This is a genomic window from Paenibacillus alba (assembly GCF_013204855.1).
GTDB lineage: Bacteria > Bacillota > Bacilli > Paenibacillales > NBRC-103111 > Paenibacillus_E > Paenibacillus_E alba.
Genome location: NZ_JABMKZ010000024.1, coordinates 93,275 through 113,274, shown reverse-complemented (window position 1 = coordinate 113,274; position 20,000 = coordinate 93,275). Strand labels below are relative to the sequence as shown.

15 protein-coding genes are annotated in these 20,000 nt (G+C 45.3%); 11 read left to right on the top strand and 4 right to left on the bottom strand.

The genetic code is table 11. The features are described from left to right. Positions 1-20: 20 nt before the first annotated feature. From HQN90_RS25205 to HQN90_RS25195, 3 genes are all read right to left on the bottom strand, one after another. A complete protein-coding gene (locus HQN90_RS25205; RefSeq protein ID WP_173223846.1) occupies positions 21-1,037 on the bottom strand; it encodes an ABC transporter substrate-binding protein in 1,017 nt (338 codons plus the stop codon). 163 nt (positions 1,038-1,200) lie between these two features. Continuing rightward, a complete protein-coding gene (locus tag HQN90_RS25200; RefSeq protein ID WP_173223844.1) occupies positions 1,201-2,817 on the bottom strand; it encodes a helix-turn-helix domain-containing protein in 1,617 nt (538 codons plus the stop codon). Continuing rightward, positions 2,817-2,960 carry a hypothetical protein gene (locus HQN90_RS25195; RefSeq protein ID WP_173223842.1) on the bottom strand — a complete coding sequence of 48 codons (144 nt, stop codon included), beginning with the start codon at positions 2,958-2,960 and terminating at the stop codon, positions 2,817-2,819. Before HQN90_RS25195 ends, HQN90_RS25200 begins: the two co-directional genes overlap by 1 nt. A 795-nt stretch (positions 2,961-3,755) precedes the next feature. Between HQN90_RS25195 and HQN90_RS25190 the strand changes: the two genes are divergently transcribed. The 10 genes from HQN90_RS25190 (at position 3,756) to HQN90_RS25145 (ending at position 15,306) form a co-directional block, all read left to right on the top strand. Continuing rightward, on the top strand, positions 3,756-4,199 hold the full coding sequence (locus HQN90_RS25190; protein ID WP_173223840.1) for a hypothetical protein: 444 nt from the start codon (positions 3,756-3,758) through the stop codon (positions 4,197-4,199). 766 nt (positions 4,200-4,965) lie between these two features. Further along, on the top strand, positions 4,966-5,481 hold the full coding sequence (locus HQN90_RS25185) for a DUF6886 family protein (RefSeq protein WP_173223838.1): 516 nt from the start codon (positions 4,966-4,968) through the stop codon (positions 5,479-5,481). 44 nt (positions 5,482-5,525) lie between these two features. Further along, entirely contained in the window at positions 5,526-5,975 is a 450-nt protein-coding gene (locus tag HQN90_RS25180; RefSeq protein WP_275942615.1) for an HIT family protein, read from the top strand. 389 nt (positions 5,976-6,364) lie between these two features. Continuing rightward, entirely contained in the window at positions 6,365-6,796 is a 432-nt protein-coding gene (locus HQN90_RS40010) for a DUF4362 domain-containing protein (RefSeq protein WP_173223836.1), read from the top strand. A gap of 108 nt (positions 6,797-6,904) precedes the next feature. Continuing rightward, positions 6,905-8,350 (top strand): DEAD/DEAH box helicase, encoded by a 1,446-nt coding sequence (locus tag HQN90_RS25170; protein WP_173223834.1) that lies wholly within the window; start codon positions 6,905-6,907, stop codon positions 8,348-8,350. A gap of 145 nt (positions 8,351-8,495) precedes the next feature. Then, complete coding sequence (locus HQN90_RS25165; RefSeq protein ID WP_079410358.1) at positions 8,496-9,440, top strand: carbohydrate ABC transporter permease; 945 nt, start codon at positions 8,496-8,498, stop codon at positions 9,438-9,440. Between the two features lie 20 nt (positions 9,441-9,460). Next, positions 9,461-10,291 carry a carbohydrate ABC transporter permease gene (locus tag HQN90_RS25160; protein WP_173223832.1) on the top strand — a complete coding sequence of 277 codons (831 nt, stop codon included), beginning with the start codon at positions 9,461-9,463 and terminating at the stop codon, positions 10,289-10,291. Between the two features lie 135 nt (positions 10,292-10,426). Next, positions 10,427-11,791 carry an ABC transporter substrate-binding protein gene (locus HQN90_RS25155; protein ID WP_173223829.1) on the top strand — a complete coding sequence of 455 codons (1,365 nt, stop codon included), beginning with the start codon at positions 10,427-10,429 and terminating at the stop codon, positions 11,789-11,791. 97 nt (positions 11,792-11,888) lie between these two features. Beyond that, positions 11,889-13,673 (top strand): histidine kinase, encoded by a 1,785-nt coding sequence (locus tag HQN90_RS25150; RefSeq protein WP_173223827.1) that lies wholly within the window; start codon positions 11,889-11,891, stop codon positions 13,671-13,673. Position 13,674: 1 nt separating this feature from the next. Then, the gene (locus tag HQN90_RS25145; protein ID WP_173223825.1) at positions 13,675-15,306 is read left to right on the top strand and encodes a helix-turn-helix domain-containing protein; all 1,632 of its coding nucleotides are present in this window, start codon (positions 13,675-13,677) and stop codon (positions 15,304-15,306) included. Positions 15,307-15,832: 526 nt separating this feature from the next. Here HQN90_RS25145 and HQN90_RS25140 read toward each other — a convergent pair. Continuing rightward, positions 15,833-16,039 carry a hypothetical protein gene (locus HQN90_RS25140; protein WP_173223823.1) on the bottom strand — a complete coding sequence of 69 codons (207 nt, stop codon included), beginning with the start codon at positions 16,037-16,039 and terminating at the stop codon, positions 15,833-15,835. A gap of 319 nt (positions 16,040-16,358) precedes the next feature. Between HQN90_RS25140 and HQN90_RS25135 the strand changes: the two genes are divergently transcribed. Beyond that, a complete protein-coding gene (locus HQN90_RS25135; protein ID WP_173223821.1) occupies positions 16,359-19,928 on the top strand; it encodes an OmpL47-type beta-barrel domain-containing protein in 3,570 nt (1,189 codons plus the stop codon). The last annotated feature ends 72 nt before the right edge of the window (positions 19,929-20,000 follow it).

Sequence of the window (20,000 nt, the reverse complement as noted above, 5' to 3'; positions counted from 1 at the left end):
TCACACAACCTTCCACGAGCTTATTTACCGCCAGTCATCGTTTGTACGGCCTGATCAAGAATAAATTCAGCAGCGAGTGGACCACGTCCCTTGGACCAAAGATCTCGGCTCACCTCTACCGCTTTTTTCTCTTTAACGGACTTCAAGCTTTTATATAACGGGTTATTGGCCCATTTTTGCGGCTCTCCATACAGGAACACGTAGTCAGGATTATATTCGACCAGACGTTCCAGGCTAAGCTTAGCGATATCTGTTTTGCTTTCAGCCGCGGATAAGTCCTTTTTACCCTCGTATAAATAATTCACACCCAGCTCATTTAACAACGAACCTATGAATGAGGTTTTCAGCCATACTGTGGAATCATCCTCAAAGGCCCCAACGACCAGCACGCTCGGCTTGTCCTTCAGCTTCTCTTGACCGGATTTCAATTTACTCGCAATACTTTGTTTTACTTTATCCGCTTGATCTTTTTTGCCAAGAACATCTGCCAGCTGTGTGAAATTATTCAGAATAGCCTGATAGCTGCCATCATCCAATGCGATCGTCGGCGCAATTTCTGCTAGCTGTGCCTTAATCATCTCATGACGATTCGGGCTGGCGATAATCAAATCGGGTTTCATCGATTTAATCACCTCCAGATTGGGCTGTTTCGCTTGCCCGACATTGGTAACATTCTGCGGCTTGAACGCATTTTTCAAATATTCAGGAAAGCTAGAATCTCCAATGCCTACAGAGGCAACCGGACTAACTTCCAAAGCCGTGAGCATATCTATGTAAGCAAAATCAAGTGCAACAATTTTTTTGGGGACTTCTTTAAATTTCGTTTCTCCCCATACGTGCTTGATTGTTTTTTCTGTTAAGCCAGAAGCTGGTGCTGCAGTTCCTTCTGTACCTTTAGCAGGGCTTGTGCTAGTGGCAGTGTTAGTTACCGATGCTCCTGGGCTTTCGCCCGAACCTGAACCGCAGCCTGCCAACAAAGACATACTGACCAGCAGAGCTGAACCCATAATTAAAACTGACTTTTTGAAAATAAACACTTGATAATTCCTCCCCTATATATCCGTTATTTCTACTACATACCATCAAAGACAATGAATATCATTCTCAATGGAAAAGTAAGTTTTATTCACTTCAACAGTATATAGGGGGTGTGTTGATAAATCCATGAAGTTTTTTGTTCGATAAGTTGGACAATTTTGACTAGCGGACAGATGCGAACAAGTTCATAGCCTCATCAATGACCCTATCATGGCTAAGTGCCGAATAGTCTATCCACGGGTAAAGGTCTATGGTGAACCACTGGTGACGACGAACGGCTGATAACGATTTCCATTCCGAGCTTTGCAGCAATCTGCGCAGCATTTTTTGATCCACTTTATCCGCTGATGCCATCAGAAGCATATAATCAGCATCATAAGTCGGCAGTTCATTCAGTGTAATCGTCCTTCTCCACTTAACGGATTTGACCTTTGGCGGCGGGTTTAATTTCAAATCCTGATAAAGCACACAGCCAATATTTCTTTCCATACCATATACTCGCAGCTTGCCCCCAACAATTCGCAAAATAATGACCGTTCCCTCACCGATCTGCTGTTTAATAACCACACTCGCTTGTTCGACCTTTTGTTCATATTTATGCAGCCATTCTTTAGCTTCCTTCCTTCTGCCAACAAGCTCGGCGATTCGGTGCAGTCGGTCACGCCAGGCCATTTCCCAGTATGGAATAATGACGGTCGGTGCTATATGCGATAACTCTTGATTCCATTTAATCCACTCGGGATCACATACAATGATAGTCGGCTGCAATCGAAGCAAATCATCCATACAGACCTCACCATCCATCCTAATGGGGACGGTTCCCTTCAATTGTGCGTTAAAATAAGCGTTATCCCCTTCTCCTGACCTTATACCCACAGATGCGTGCGGCTGAACGCCTAAAGCCAAAAAATCGCCATTAAAGGAATGTCTCATCGTAACCACGTGTTTACGGTTTACTTTCACATATTGCGCAGGCGAATAGCCTGTTTCCCGCTTAAACATCCGACTAAAATAGGACTCCTCATTGTACCCCAAATGCTGGGCAATCTCGAAAAGCGACTCTTGTCCGTGAACGAGCAGCTCCTTCGCCCGATTCATACGCAGCCTCGTAATATAAGTGATCGGACTGACACCTTTCAGCTTTTTGAACAGGCGTGAATAATAGCTGGGGCTAAAACCTGCGAGGCTCGACAACATCTCCAGCGGTACTGTTTTCATATAATTTTGATGCAAATAATCTACCGTACGCTCTACGCCTGCCCGCTGCTGGTTCATCCCATCCTGTATGTCCGAGCAGGCCAGATACAATAACTCATTCAGCAAGCCGGTTTGCCGATACTGCCGGCGGCCACCTTCAAGCTCTTGCATACTGATGTGGAGTTGTTCACATAGATGAAGCGCCTGCAGATGATTGCTCAGATGGACCTCGCCTTCCAGTGGAAACGTGCTTCCTTCCTCGCGATATACGGAGCTTCTCGCATTTTTTTTGATCAAAGCCTCATATGTAAAGCTGATCTCATACATAACCAGCGGTTCAGAGTGCTCTGTGAAAGCTTCTACCTTCTGCCCCCTGGGAATAAATAGCAGGTTACCAGCGCCGATCCGGCAGGATTGCTCAATCATCTGGAATATACCAGTCCCCTTGCAAATAAACAGTATTTTGTTGGATGAGGCTATTTGCGGAGGCAAGCTCCAATCGGCAGAGCAACGGATATATTCAATATCGGTCACATGAACAATCATTGCATTGATTTGTGTAAATAGATCTGGTTTAAGCATTAGGTATACACCCCTACTGCCATTACCTTGATCACAACTTCGTCCGGTCCAATGATCGGAATAGGATGATCTTCAATAACAATTTTCCCAGGTTCATGCATAACTGCTGCTTTCATGGTGATTGGTAAATGGGTAGATGTCATTTGTGTTTTATCTCCTAATCACTTTATTTAAACCGAATTTCACTCGGGAGAACATCCTTTTACTATTATAAACGGAGCAGGATGCCTAAGCTAGCCGATCACGTTAATCACACTATGGATAATTATACCTGGACATAGTAAAGATTCATGACATAGGCAGTTCGAGATAAATATTGGTAAAAAGCAAAAAACAAAGAAAATCAAACACACTTGAATTTCGAAAATCACTACAAAATTTGCGAAGGATACCTTAAGTTACAAGAACCGAAACCCTAGAATTACCAATTGTTTCCATGGAGTGTATAATTCATGTTTATTATATTATATTTACATATATTAACAATCGATGATACACTTTTAAAAATTAATCTACTACTAGAAAATGGTAAAATATGAATTTAACGAAAAATATTATCGGCGTTCATGACAACATTTTAATGCTTGTGATCACCACCAGTTCAGAACTAGCAGCAACGGAAATAAAGGTGGAGGGGGGACAATTCGTTGAGGACGGATTTGTACCTTTTTTGAAAAACCGACTAGGATGGTCTTGTCAGCCGTGTGTAAAGATTCATCATAGTTTGTGTTCGGCCTTTGTTCATTGTTAAGTACGCAGGTCGGAAAAAACATAGCCAAGCATCTGCCTAAGCAGATCGGATTGAGTTAATTTAGGTTCGTGCCGCGGATCAAGCAGGGTTGAATCAATTCAATTCGCTCACACCATTCAGGGGGGAAGCTAAAGTGGAATTCATTTTCAATTTCAGTGACTCGCCTCAAAATGAATAGGGGGTTAGTATGAAAAGAACTCTCACTATACTGCTTATTATATGTGCTGCTGCATTTGCTCTGTATCTATACAATCAAAGTCCAAACGCACCAAAACATGCCACCGCAAGAGACACTATGATAAAATTCTATGATTTATATGTTGCAAGTGCTAACGATACTGGTGAATTCTTTCCAGATCGTAATGCACAAATGGTAATGCAATATCGTTTTTGGTACGGGGACATACAGAGTTATCGTATTGTGAAGATTAGGGATATCGATCATCCTAAACAGAAGTCAATATTTGAAGTTCGTGTAAAAGGCAAACAAAAAGAAGCTTTGGTAGAGGTTGTGGCAAAAGGGAAATCTAGTCATTATGTTGATACAGTCACATTAGAATTAATAGAAGGAAAATGGCTTATTGTTGATTATTGGAGCACAAGTCAAGAAGACTGGCCTAAGATGCCTTAACAAATTCAAATATATAGAAAACTAAAATATTAAAATAGACCAGTTATTAGATCAGTCCTAAGAGGCTGTCCCATAAGCCAAATTTAGTAGGTAAGCGTAGATAGATGATAGGGTTGATACTTTATTATTCCATGTGGAATGAAGGGGCATCCAGATCAGATCAGTTCATCCAGGGGTAAAAGCCTGCGAAAATACAGGAATTTCCGCAGGAATTCAGTTAAAAAGTGGAAATACCTGCAATAGTGCAGGCATTTTTATCTTTTTCAGCCGGATATCTAGAAAAAGCCTCAAAAACCTGCACAAACGCAGGAATTTAACAGTTGAGGTTATTCCAAGAGCAAAAAAGATGCATAATTGCAGGTTTAGAGCAAGCAACTGGAGCTAGAGCTCAGAGAAAGTAGGAAGGCTCATCAAGAGACAATCTACACATATACAATGTAAAAAAAGGGAAGTGTTTTATTTGGGGAAACATGTAAAAATATCATTAGTTAGTGTTCCCTTGGTTATCATTTTGCTTTTTCTTGTTGGTGCAATCTATCTATCACCACATTCAAAAAGTCCTGCATGGAAAGTTTATATTGAGCCGGCCACCATTCAACAAGATTCAATTGGGGGAGCAACATCCAAAACATCCGATGCTAGTAAGTAATTAGTTAATGGTTGTGATAATGGCACTTTAATTTGACGATTCTTCTTTTTGCATGCTACTTATTTCTTAAATAGTTTGAAAGGAATATAATGGAATAAGTGTAAAAGGGGGAATTCGATGCATCTCTACCATTTTAGTGAAGAGTCGGATATTGACATTTTCGAACCTAGAGTAAAAGCAAACCGAACCGACATGCCTCCGGTTGTTTGGGCGATTGACCGGGAGCACGAGTTTACTTTTTTTGTACCCCGAGACTGTCCGAGAATTGTTTATAAAAAAGCTGAAGGGGTCAGCGTTGAGGATGAGGCTAAATTCTTCGGATTAAGCTCATCAGACATCATTATGACCGTTGAAACTCACTGGTATCAAGCGATCCGCGATGCAGTGATTTACCGATACACGCTGCCAAGCGAGAGTTTTGAAGTATTTGACGAGACAGCCGGCTATTATATTTCTCAAAAGACAGTAAGGCCAACGCACAGAGAACCTTTAACCAATCTAATCGAGAAACTGATCGAAATGAACATTGAGCTGCGTTTTACGCCTAATTTGTTTCCACTTCGCGATGCCATTTTGCGTTCAACGGTAAAGGATTTTGGGATACATAGATTTGGGAGTGCAAGGCAGCTGTAAGGCGAGTAGCGGAAGGTATCATGTAAATAGGGAGGGGATATAGGTTGAATAAGAATTGCTTAGGATGCAGGTTAGCCAATGGACTAGAAGCTGCCCATATGGTTTATGAAGATGAAGTAATCGCTTGTTTTCTGGATATTGCCCCGTTGAACGAAGGTCATCTTCTCCTGCTGCCCAAGGAGCATCACTTGGATTTGGATGAATTAGATGAACGGACAGCAATGACCATCATGAGGATGTCTGCCGCATTATCGAAGATACTGAAGGAACTGTATCAGCCTGATGGCATCACAATTCTCCAAAATGGCGGGAAATTTAATGATCTAGGTCATTATCATATGCACGTATTTCCTAGATATGAAGCTGATGGTTTTGCTTGGGTAGAGCCCGCAGATCGCAATAACAATAGAGGCCGTTTGGAAGAGACGAAGGCAGCAATAGATGGAATCAGTGAAAGGTATTTGCATAAGCTTATGGGTGAAAATGATGTGTAGCGCTAAAAAAAGCCGTACAAATAAATCTCTGACCATATTCCTGGTCCTTTCTACTATAATGACCGTTATTTCCATTCTACAAGTAATTATCAATATGTATGAATTAAGACCTATGTGGTTGATAGTCATCTTACTTATCCCGATTCCGATCTTTGTTTTTATGGTGGTTGCCATCTCGCTGGATTTAGTAAAGCAGGATTATTTGATCATACATGGACGGATTACAACAAGGAGCGAAAATAAGATCGTAGTCCAATTATTGCATGGTAAAATTAAGACTTTTCGATTAAAAAATGATTTTCTGGACGCTATTGATTTAGAAAATGACATCGAAATAGTTTTTTATAAAAGGACGAAAGCGGTAATTGGGTTAAAGAATAGGGGAACCCATGAGAAACATACTTAAAAGTAAACAAAATGTTATAACCATAGCCATGCTGCTTATTCTTCTTACTATCGCTTGGACGAGCTACTCATCCCTATCTAATCAAGTTGTAATATCCGACTATAATGTGATCAGAGCTATCCGAATGGAAAAATTCTTACACAGATTCAATGAACAGCATAGTGATCGGTTGTTCTTCATGCAATCTACCATTGAAGGCGGTTACGTACTCTCAGATCTGCACCTTTCGAAAAAAGAAATTACATTCACTTTAGATTATTCTAGGGACTCCTACTCTACACAAGCATCAGATAGTGTCACCTGCAAAAACATGAAGAGAAAAATAGAAAATTTCAACATTATATATAGTTTGAATCAATGCGATCAATTTCCTAAGGACCAAGATATTTCGATTATTAGCTTGGGTATTAAGTGATTTGGTTGCAGCATATGCCAATCTTCTCCTCGGAGGGGATCTTTTTTTTGCCTCCAAGCCAACATGTAGTAGAATAGAAGGAACGGCAAGCAGAAGGGGAGTTTTTAAGTGAGTACAAGGCAGTTTACGGATTATGAATTAAGTGAGGATATTGTCAGGGCGCTCCATAGCTTAGGCTATGAGAAGCCTACGGATGTGCAGAACGAAGTGATCCCGATTGCGCTTCAGGAGAAGGATCTTACGGTGAAGTCGAGAACGGGGAGCGGGAAGACGGCGGCGTTCGGTATTCCGATTTGTGAGCTGGTGGAGTGGGAGGAGAACAGGCCGCAGGCGCTGATTCTGACACCGACGAGAGAACTGGCCGACCAGGTAAAGCAGGACGTTACGAATATCGGACGGTTTAAGCGGATTAAGGCGGTAGCTTTGTACGGGAAGCAGCCTTTTGCCAAGCAGAAGCTGGAGCTGCATCAGAAGTGCCACGTGGTCGTGGGCACACCGGGGCGTGTGCTTGATCATATTCAGAAAGGAACGCTTGATCTGGAGCGGCTGAAATATCTGGTCATTGATGAGGCGGATGAAATGCTGCGGATGGGCTTCATTGAGCAGGTAGGGGCGATTATTGATGAGCTGCCGATAGATCGCATGACGATGCTGTTTTCGGCAACGCTGCCTGCGGATGTCGAGAAATTATGCCACCAATATATGAAGAATCCGATCGATATTGAGATTCAAACGCCGGAAGCAGCCAAGGTTCAGATTGAGCATACGCTGCTGACTGTACGCGAGAACGACAAATTCAATGTGCTGAAGAATGTCTTAGTGGTGGAGAATCCGGACAATTGCATCATTTTCTGCCGGACACAGGAGCATGTGGACTACTTATTCCGCCAGCTGGATCAGATGGATTATCCGTGTGATAAAATCCATGGCGGCATGATGCAGGATGACCGTTTCCTTGTGATGAATGCGTTCAAACGAGGAGAGTTCCGTTTCTTGGTCGCCACGGATGTCGCTGCGCGCGGCATTGATGTGGAGGACATCACACATGTCATCAACTACGATATTCCACTGGAAAAAGAGAGCTACGTCCATCGCATCGGAAGAACCGGACGAGCTGGCAAAACGGGCAAAGCCATCACATTGGTCACGCCAAATGAAGATAAATTTCTAGCTGAAATCGAAGGCTACCTAGGATTCGAAATCCCGCGCAAAGATACCCCTACAGCGGAAGCAGTGGCAGAGGGACAAGCCGCTTTTGATCAGAAGATGCAGGCTACGCCAGTGATCAAGCGGGATCGAAGCGACCAGCTGAATAAAGGGATTATGAAGCTTTATTTTAACGGAGGCAAAAAGAAGAAAATTAGAGCGGTGGACTTTGTAGGCACACTTGCCAAAATCGAAGGCGTATCGGCAGAGGATATCGGGATCATTACGATTCAAGACAACGTTTCGTATGTGGATATTTTGAATGGCAAAGGGCCATTGGTGCTCAAAATCATGCGAAATACGACGATTAAAGGCAAGCTGCTGAAAGTACACGAAGCGAATAAATAACTCTAATATCCGGCTGGTCCAAGGGACCTTGTCGGATATTTTGCTTTCCGAAGGTTAAAATATTACTCAAACGAGTCAATAATGTGACTTACGATCACCCGCGGACCAAGGTAGACTAGAGAAAACACGACATGGGGTGAATTTCATGGCTACAAAAACACATACACAATCGGGCACCCTTTCATCGGTCAAAGTGAAGCGGAAAAGTTCGATGCGACAAATACGCGAGGACTTGATGGGTTATGCTTTCGTCAGTCCGATGGTACTGGGCTTGGTTATATTCACACTGTTTCCAATCATAGCTTCCTTTTTTCTCAGTTTTACGGATTGGAATTTTGTTGCCGGATTTTCGAAAACGAAATTTCTCGGTTTAGATAATTTTATCAAGCTTATCCATGATTCAGTATTTCTCTTATCCCTAAAAAATAATCTGATTTTAATGATTGTTGTACCCGTGACGCTGGCGATTTCAGTCGCTTTGGCAGTCATTATTGACAAGAAGATTCATCTTAAAGATTTATTGAAGGTTGTTTTTTTCATACCGTATATCTCAAGCATTGTTGCTGTAGCGATTGTATTTCAAGTATTATTTCATCCAACCTATGGGCCGATTAACCAAATCCTGATGTCCTGGGGGATGGACAACCCGCCGAAGTGGCTGGCTGATCCGGACTTTGCCTTGTACTGTGTCATGGGACTTATGGTATGGGTGCAAATTGGCTATAACATGATTATTTTCATGGCTGGACTTCAGTCCATTCCGAACGATCTCTACGAGGCCGCTGATATTGACGGCGCTTCAAAATGGAAACAATTTTACAGTATCACCGTGCCATTGCTTTCGCCAACAACGTTCTTCTTGCTTATTACCGGCATCATTGGAACTTTCAAAGTATTCGACGTGATTTCGGTACTAACAGGGGGCGGGCCAGCGAATTCAACGACGGTCGTCGTTTATCGATTATATGAGACTGCTTTTGTTAATCTTCAATCGGGTTATGCTTCTGCGATGGCAGTTGTTCTGTTGATTCTAGTTCTGTTAATTACCTTGCTGCAATGGATCGGACAACGGAAATGGGTTAATTATTAAAAAGTAAGGAGGAATAACGGATGAGCAAGTATCAAGCTGCCAAAAAAACGCTTCTAACTATACTAATGTGCCTACTTGGCATATTGTTCATGTCACCCTTCCTGTGGATGATTTCAGCCTCTATGAAACCGGAAGCCGATGTGTTTATCTATCCGATTCAGTGGATACCTAAGCATTGGAATGTAATTGAGAATTATACCAAAGTATGGACAGAGACGAAATTTGCTTTATTTTATTGGAATTCCATTAAGGTTACGGTTGGAACCACGGCTTTATCCGTACTTCTATCCTCGATGGCGGCTTATGCGTTTTCGAAAATCAAATTCCGCGGCCGTCACGTGCTCTTTATTGTTGTACTTGCCATCTATATGATTCCGAGCCAAGCGATTCTTGTTCCACAATTCCTGTTGTTTCGCTGGGTCGGCCTGTACGATAGTCATTTTGGCCTAATTTTATTAGGGTCCTTCAGTGTATTAGGAACGTTCATGCTGCGCCAATTCTATATGGGGATTCATGAAGAGTTTATTGAATCAGCTAGAATAGATGGAGCTGGACATATTAGAATCTTCTTCTCTATCTGTACACCGCTTGTTCGTCCGGCGATTGCGACTTATGCGATTCTACGTTTTATCTGGACGTGGAACGATTACCAGAATCCGCTGATCTTCTTAAGATCCAAGGAACTATTCACACTCCCGCTGGGGATTCGCTCCTTTGCAGATTTGAACGGTGATTTCTACTCTCTCATTATGGCTGCTTCCGTCTCTGCTATCGTTCCTTTGCTTATTATTTTCATTATCGGTCAAAAGCAAGTTATCGAAGGAATTTCGATGGGTGGCGTTAAAGGCTGATTCACGCTTCTTTTAGCAGGATGTCAAAAAATAGGCAGAAGAGGTCAAAATAGTGCCTCGTTTGTGGGAAACAGGTTTGTTACGATCGAGATGTAAAGGTTTTCATAAAACGATAATCATTTTGGAGGGGATCCTATGAAAAAGAGTTTATTAGTTCTAAGTGGTATCTTGGCTATCAGTACAGCGCTTGCAGGCTGCGGCAAATCAGAAACGCCAGCTGCAACAGATAAAGGTGCTGGGGCAGCTACGGCAGCGGCAAGTGCAGCTCCTAATAAAGCACCAGTTACAATTAAAGTACAAGCTTGGTACACCGAAGCACAAGGAAACTGGAATGCTACTGTTGAAGCTTACAATAAAACACACCCGAATGTGAAAGTCGTATATGAAGGAATGTCTGAAAAAGGCGATTCACAAGAAGGTATGAAAAAACTAGATTTGTTGGCGGCTTCCGGTGAGCAAATGGACGTTGTTATGTACTCCAGCGCATCCGATTTCGCTCAACGTGTTGGCGCAGGCATTTTGGAACCGCTTGATGAGTATTTGAAGAAAGATAACATTGTCGTCAAAGATGAATATAAAATTGATCCGGTTGTAAATGGGAAATACTATGCGCTGCCAGGTAAAATGATTGAATGGTTCGTTCTCTTGAACAAAGACAAATTGGACGAAGCGAAATTGCCTGTTCCTACGGACTGGACTTGGAATGATTACGCAGAGTACGCTAAAAAGCTGACTAAAGGCGAAGGTGCTGCGAAAACGTACGGTTCCTATTTCCACAACTGGAAAGACTATGCGCTCTTGGCTTTGAACAATGATATGGATAACCCGTATCTCGTGAAATCCGATGGCACGCAAAACATCGACAATCCTAAAGTGCGTTATTCCCTTGATTTGCGCAACAAATTGGAAAACGTAGATAAAACATCCGTTCCTTACTTTGAAGTTGTTTCGCAAAAAATGGCTTACCGCGACGTCTTCTACGGCGGCAAAACAGCGATGTTGGCAACAGGCAACTGGATGGTTGGCGAACTGGCGCTGAACGCGAAGTTCAAAACTGTATTTGCTCCATATCCGAAGTATGATGCCAAAGATACGAATGGTTTAACGGAAGTTGGCGCTGACTTCATGGGTGTTGCTGCGAATTCCAAAAACAAGCAAGCGGCTTATGACTTCGTAAAATGGTACACAACAGAAGGTATCCAAACACAAGGTCTGTTCTTCTCCGGTTGGAAAAAAGCCGACATCAGCAAGAACGTAGATGCGATCTTGAAAAGCGGCAAACCAGATCAAGTGGCTATGATTGATAAAGACTCCTTGCTGGCTACACTGAAAGTGAACAAAGCAACGAAACTGGTTGTACCTCCAACTTACGCGCTTCAACAAGAGAAAGAATATTTAACGCAAGTGGAGCTGTTCTTGACAGGCAAGCAAGATTTGGAGAAAACGATTACGACAGCGAAAACCAAATTAGAAGATATCCGTAAAAGCAATGCCAAGTAATCGTTAACGATTATTGGTATACTGAAAAGAGGAGGCCTAAGGCTCCTCTTTTTCCTATTTTCATTCTGCTATATTCGAAAGGAAGGCGTGTGCGGCAGTGCCGAATTGGACTCGAACTTTATCGCTTCGCAATAAATTGGTGCTGACGATTCTGATTTGTCTCGTTCTGCCATCTCTGGTTTCCATGAATGTCTCCAATCTTTTGACACGGGATGCGGTGAAGTCGCAAGTGACAGATAACTCCATCGAATCCATGCGTATTGTGAATCAGATTGTCAACGGACAATTAAAAAATATGATTTATGTGATGAATTTCATTCAATTCGATGAAAAGCTGCAGCCCTCGATTCGTGATTTAGGCAGAGCGAACGCGGAAACGAAGCAAGGCGATATTCTACAGTACAAGCAAACGATCATGAATCGAATCAGCACGGTTATCGATACGTTCGGCAATCTGAATGTGACCCTGTTGCTTCCGAACCATGAGTATGTGGCTTCTTACACGACATTTTACTTTAATCCAAATGATTTTCTGAAAACAGAGTGGTTTCCTGCCGTGGAGCAAATTTCCGGGTATAACGTGAAATGGATTGGCGCTGAGCCCAACTACAGTCGTACGACAAGTCAGCCTTATTTGCTGGCAGCCGCCAAGCCGATCCGCATAAATGATATCACCTATGGGTATGTAATTGTAGGACTGGAAATGAACACGCTCCAGCAGTTGTTTGATCAATATAAAAATAATGAATCCATGGTCATCATTGACCAAAATGGGCGCATCATCGTCGATAAGGATTCAGATAAGATCGGTACGCAATTCGCTTATCAGGATCAGCTTCCTCCGGAGGATGGTTCTTCCTTCGTGAAGGTAGCCGGGGAAGATTATATTCTGCTTAGCAATCAAGTCACGCCGGATTGGCGGCTTGTAAGTCTGAGTCCTTACAAAACGGCAGCGCAAAAGATTGAGACATTCCGTAAGACGGACTTCTTTATTCAGATCTTCTTTTTGCTCTTGTTCGCCATCGTTCTTCTCTATATGGTGCGCACCCTGACCAAACCGATTGCGCGGCTTGTCCAAACCGTCGTCCGAATTGAATCCGGTCAGCTCAGTGAGCGCTCCAATATTAGCGGGGGAGATGAGGTTGGCCGTCTTGGTTATGTTTTTGACCGGATGATTGACCGCATTGAGCATATGATCGAAGAGAATCGTCATGAGCAGGAACTAAAGCGCGAAGCCGAGCTGGCGATGCTCCAAGCGCAAATTAATCCGCATTTCTTGTTTAATGTACTTAATTCTATCCGCTTGAAAATCATGATGAAGGGTGATTCGGAGAATGCCGAGCTGCTCAGTTCGTTGTCCTCGCTCTTGCGTATGACGATCAACCGCAATAATGCTTACATTCCGCTGCATGAGGAGATTGAGATCAATGAGCATTATGTCCGGCTTCTGAATTCTCGGCATGGGGATCGCATCGTTTTGCATATCTCGGCAGCTTCTGACACGCTTCTTTTGGAAATACCGCGATTCATGCTGCAACCGCTTATTGAGAATGCTTATATTCATGGGCTCAAAAGTAAATCCGGAGAAATTACGATTGCTTCCAGAATCTGTGAAGATGGCAGGCTGCAGGTGGAGGTCAGGGATTCAGGGATCGGGATGTCGCCTGAACGGCTGGCCACGTTGCGTAATTATTTGGATATTCCGAATCCGTTTAGCGAAGAAACGACCAGCCCGGCGTTGTCGGGGATCGGTCTTCATAATGTCTTTGAACGGCTGCGTTTAATATATGGTCATCGATTCGATTTTGAAATTAGCAGTGAGCAGGGACAAGGCACGCAGATTGTATTGCGCTTTCCGCAGCAGGCTCGGATGGAGGGGTAGTATGTACGAAATAATGATTGTGGATGACGATTTACCGGTTCTGGAATTTCTGACCACGGCGATTGAATGGAACAAGCTCGGATTTCACCTGGCTGGCGCTTATGAGAATCCGTTGGATGCGCTTGAAGCGGGACGATTGGGCAAAATGGATGTACTCATCAGCGATATTGGCATGCCCGAGATGAACGGATTGGAGCTTATTGGCGGGATGCGGGATGTGCATCCTCATGTGAAGGCGGTTATTCTTTCCTGTCACGATGACTTTCAATATGCGCAAGCGGCAGTGAAATTGTCGGTGAGTGAATATGTGCTGAAAGAAACGATGAATGCAACGAACATTTCCGAGATGTTAAAAAGGTTAAAGGAACAGTTGGATGTGGAGAGCGGGGTCCTGTCCAAGAGTCTCAAGCTAGAGAAAGAGGCTGCCCTGAACCGCAGCTCGGCGAAGCGGCATTTTATCCGAAGCACGGTAAATGAACCGCTCTTTGATGCGGAGGAATGGATTGGGAAAGCCGAGGGATTCGGCATTCGGCTTGGGCAGCATGGCGTGCTGCCGGTATTCGGCTATGTGAATCGGATGAAAGAGGCAGATCACCGGTTTCAATCCAAGGATCTGTTTGAGTACACCATCGAGAATATCGTGGAAGAGCTGCTGGTCGATCAGATGGATACCGCGCTGTTCACCTATGATACAGGAGAAATCATTTTGTTGTTTCCTCATTACGCCAAGCTGCATGTCAACAACACCCAGAAAGTGGAGCAGACGCTAAGACATCTGCAAAGCTGCCTGCAGCAGTATGTGAAGATGTCCTTCTCCTTCTTAACGGGTAAACCCGCCAAGGATCCGCGCTCGCTCAAGGATCAATTGATCCGAATGGCCGAAGTGAAGAACATGCGGTTTTATTTGCCGGAATCCTCTGTGCTCGCCCTGGAAAGTGTCAGAGATGGCTTTGGGGATGGAGGCTTGCTCTTAGCGCAATACGCTGCGACACTGGACGAGTTTCGAAACGTGGTATTCGATGAACGACTCGATTTGGTTGATGTTTATGTCTCGAAGTGGATTGACTTCATTCAATATCACAGGTTTCGGCCAGTAGAGGTAAAGGAATGGCTCCTGAAAATGATCCTCGATGTGCGGATGCGTCTGAAATCGCTTCAGCATTATCAGTCTACCTTTTCCTCCGAGCTGCTGCATCATGATGTCCACGAAATATCATCGATCCGCGAGCTCGAGCTGTGGCTGAAGGATTATCTGCAGCAAGCCATCAAGTGGGCAGGCCAAGTCTACCGCGAATCTCACAATCGTGAAATTCTGGAGTGCCAGCGCTTCGTTTATCACAACTTGCACACGAAGGTCTCGCTCGAGGATGCCGCGGCACATCTGCATCTGCATCCGAGCTATCTCAGCCGCTTATTCAAGAAGGAAACCGGCGAGAACTTCATCGAATACGTCACTCGGATGAAAATGGAGAAAGCCAAAGAACTGCTCGAAATCACCGATAAAACGGTGGAACAGATCTCCGACATGCTCGGCTACGAAAACAAAAACTATTTCGGCAAATTGTTCAAAGCACACACGGGCTTCGTGCCAAATGTATTCCGCGGACAGTCCAAGGGCGCTCAGCAGGGGTAGTGGGGCTGGCGCGGCCTGGGGGTGGCTGGTTGCGATGAGGGTTAGAGGGAGAGCTTGGAGCTAGGGGAAGGCAGTTTGGAGGCTTGAAGTGCGGAAGCACAGAAACTCGGAAACTCGGAAGACGTAACTCGTAAGACGTAACTCGTAACTCGTAACTCGTAACCCGTAACCCGTAACCCCCCTAAAACAAATTCAAACAAACTGAGCCTGCCGAAAAGGCAGTCTCAGCGCATAAGAAGCACCAACCCCCCGCTGAGCCTGCGAAAAAGGCCGTCTCGAGGTCCGCAACAGGCAAAAACCGCTCAAGAGCAAGCCGAGCCTGCCAAAAAGGCAGTCTCAGCGCATAAAAAGCACCAACCCCCCGCTGAGCCTGCGAAAAAGGCTGTCTCAAGGTCCAAAACAGGCAAAAACCGCTCAAGAGCCAGCCGAGCCTGCCAAAAAGGCAGTCTCAGCGCATAAAAAGCACCAACCCCCCGCTGAGCCTGCGAAAAAGGCTGTCTCAAGGTCCAAAACAGGCAAAAACCGCTCAAGAGCAAGCCGAGCCTGCCAAAAAGGCAGTCTCGAGGTCCGAACGAAGCCAAACCCCGCCAAGAGCCAGACGAGCCTGCCGAAAAGGCAGTCTCCAGCGCATAAAAAGCACCACCATCGAGCCGTCCTCAAAGTCCGTCTCAATAACACTCCAATGAGCGCTGCGCTCCCACCATTCAAATATCAAAATTAGCCACGTAAACATCGCATCGCATTTTAGTTACCCCATCCTGGGCCTCGCTTTGATCTCGAAAAGAATGGATGCGGTTACATTTGATCGAAACCGATATGTATGAACTATACAGAGCATCGGGTAGCGAGCTTTCGGAGGGCAAGCCAATTGGATGCGTGTAAAAGTAACAAGAGGTTTGTCGCTCTAAACAAACCCCCTTATATTTACAAAAAAAACTCACTATTCCTTTTTGAACCATGGTAAAATAAAGGGCGGAACATGGCTTGTCTATCGTTGAAGTCATAACTTATGTCACTGTTTTTGACTCAGCCCACGCTAAGGAGGAATCGTAATGAGTAGGTTAGCAAGATGGAAAGCAAAACTAGTAAAATCAGCACTCGCTTTAACAGTAGCGTTACCGCTGCAGGTCTTGATTACAAGTCCGCTGCAGGTCGTAATGGCCGAGGGACCGAGCGATCCGGCTCCATTTATTGAAGCCAAAGTCGTGAACGAAAATGCAGGTAAAAAAGTATTGTTCGACAACACGCATGAGCAAACGGCTGGTGCAGCGGATTGGGTTATCGACGGCGGATTTTCGGATTTTGCCAATGCTTTGGCGAACAACGGGTATTATGTGAAAGAACTTCGCAAAACAACTCCGATAACATTGAGTGATTTGAGCGGCTATGATGTATTTGTAGTTGCAGAATCCAATGTCCCTTACAAAACAAGTGAACAAGCTGCGCTGGCACAATATGTCCAGGGAGGCGGCAGCATCTTCTTCATCGGAGATCATTATAATGCAGACCGCAACAAGAACCGCTGGGATGGTTCGGAAGTATTCAACGGCTATCGCCGTGGAGCATGGACGAATCCGGCCAAAGGCATGAGTGCCGAAGAAAGTGCTTCATCTGCTATGCAGGATGTTGCCAGCTCAGATTGGCTAGCGACGCAATTCGGATTGCGTTTCCGATACAATGCTTTGGGCGATATTGATGCGAATCAAATCGTAGCGCCAGAGCAAGCTTTTGGCATTACGACCGGCGTTTCCAAAGTGGCGATGCATGCGGGATCAACACTTGCGATCGTTGATCCAACCAAAGCCAAAGGCATTGTCTACTTGCCGCAAACGAACGCAGCTTGGGCGAATGCAGTTGACCAAGGTGTATACAATGGCGGCGGCATTGCCGAGGGTCCTTATGTAGCGGTAGCAAAAGCTGGCGCAGGCAAGGCCGGCTTCATCGGGGATTCTTCACCGGTTGAAGATGCGACGCCGAAATATTTGCGTGAAGATACAGGCGCCAAAAAGACGACCTATGATGGCTTCAAAGAAGTGAATGACGGTACGCTGCTCGTCAATATGGTGAACTGGCTTTCCAAGAAAGAAAGCTACACAAGCCTGACTGAGGTAAGCGGCCTTCAGCTGGATCAACCGACGGCCCTGCTGCCGTTTGAAGCACCTGCTGCTTCCACAGAACCGCAGCCAGAGCCTTGGGCAGCACCAGATGCAGGCTACAAGTGGTACGATCGCAGCACATTTAAACCGGGCTCCTATGGCGGGCCAACCGCAACGGCGAGCGCTGCGTACAGCTTCGTGCATCAAGCTACATTGCCAAATGCGGAGGACTTTCAAATCCGTGTCGTGATTGACAACTTGCCTGCTGCAACAACCGTAACGGGATACAGCGCTGGCGTTTATCTGGTAACCGGCGGAGCACAGGTGGCAATGATTCAGAATGCAGACGGCACATGGCCTACTGCTTATGGGTACAGCTCAACATTCAGTCTGACCTCGGATATTAACGGTCATGCTTACAAGGATCTGAACGTTCGTATTAAGCCAGGTACGGCGGCGGCGGCTAACTTGCGGCTTCGCCAAAACGGCACGAACTTGAAAACAGAAGGCGTCACAATCGCCAACGTTCCGGCAGAACCGCTGCCAGAAGAGCAAAACCCGATTCCGGCCAAGATTGCTATTTCGGATGCACGCGGTAAGTCTGCAGGCACATTAGTAACGGTCGAGGGTGTAGTCACGACGGAGCCTGGTGCTTTTGGCGGGCAAGCGTTCTATTTGCAGGATGCTACTGGCGGAATTTATGTGTTCCAAAGCCTTAGCGGTTTCCACCTCGGTGATAAGGTGAAAGTAACGGCTTCTACGGCCCTTTACAATACCGAGCTAGAGCTAACAGATCCTGTAGCCATTGCCAAGACCGGCGCTTCAGAAGTTCCTGCACCAGCTGTTGTGACAGCGGTGGGAGCTGATAACCAAGGGCAGCTGGTCGAGCTGGACAACGTGACAATAAGCAATATTATCAGCGCAACACCAGCGGGATCTTTTGAGTTCGATGCGGTGAATGGTGCAGCAAGTACGCATGTTCGTGTAGATACGCGCACAGGCTTATCGCAAAGCACATTCCCTTATCAGGTTGGACAAACAGTTAACATCAAAGGTGTGGCAGCGATCTTCAAAGGTGTATACCAACTGAAGCCAAGAGGGCTAAGTGATTTCTCAGCACAGGCGGATACGACGGCACCGGTAACAACAGCTGCATTATCCAGCACGGCGAATGCTCAAGGCTGGTTCAAAGATGATGTGACAGTCACACTTAGCACAGTGGATAATCAAGCTGGCGCAGTAACAACGAATTATAGCCTTAACAGTGGCGCTTCAACTGCGTATACAAGCCCATTTGTCGTTCAAACGGAAGGTCTTAACACGGTTGGGTTCTTCTCAACAGATGCTGCGGGCAATGCAGAAGCTGCTCAAACGCTGCAAATCAAATTGGACAAAACAGCGCCAACGGCTGTATTAACAGAATCCGGTCATGCGGTTGGGAATGTAACCGATGCGAACACATTGAAATTTGAATTAGCCGCTTCAGATGCGCTATCAGGTGTAGCTGAACAAACGTTGACGCTGGATGGCAACGCGATTACTAGCGGTCAAACGATTGCCGCTGGCAGCTTGGCAGTAGGTCAGCATACCGTGCAATATCATGTAACGGATGCTGCTGGCAACGTGACGCAAGCATCGCAAGCGTTCAATGTCGGAACGGGTGTAACGTTTAGTCAAGCTGCGCTTTCAGCAGCACAAACGTCATTGAAACCAGGTGAAACGACAGCTACGAGTCTCACTGGTACATTGAGCAATGGAGCGCCAGCAGATTTAAGCGGTGCAGCAGTAGTCTACAGTTCAACGAATGCGGCAGTAGCTGCTGTAGATGCGCATGGAGTTGTTCGTGCAGTTGCGAATGGTACTGCGCAAATTACAGCTTCCGTAACGTTGAATGGTAAAACGGTACAAACGAATGCAGTAACCATCTCCGTTGCGAAGCCACTGTCTGTCGGAGCGCCAGGTAGTCCTGTTTTATCCGATAACAATGGGCAATCCGGCATCAAAGACGGCAACTACACAGTAACGATGAACATGTGGTGGGGCAACAACGGCTCCGTTTTCAAACTCTACGAGAATGGCGTACTCATTAGCACACAAGCTTTGACGGACGTTTCTCCTGCGGCGCAATTAGCTAAAGTGGATGTGAAGGGTAAAGGAAACGGCACTTATACGTATACAAGTGAACTTATCAATTCTTTTGGAACAACAACAAGCAGTCCGCTGGTAGTGACTATCACAGACGCTTCCCCAGGCAAACCAGTATTGTCCCAAGATAATTGGGATGGGGACGGCAACTACAAAGTAAGCATGAACATGTGGTGGGGAACGAATGCGACGGAGTATCGTTTGTACGAAAACGGTGTCCTCGTGGATACGAAGACTCTCAAAGCAGCTTCACCTAACGCACAAAGCGCTGTAACGACAATTACGGGCAAAGCCGTTGGCGTGTACGAGTACCGCAGTGAACTGGTCAATGCGGGCGGCGTTACCTCGAGTGACAAGTTGACGGTTAATGTAACCAAGTAAGCACATAAATAAAGCCTCTGGCTGCTCTGAAAAGAGTGGTTAGAGGCTTTTTTTCAGCGCTGTGGCAGCATT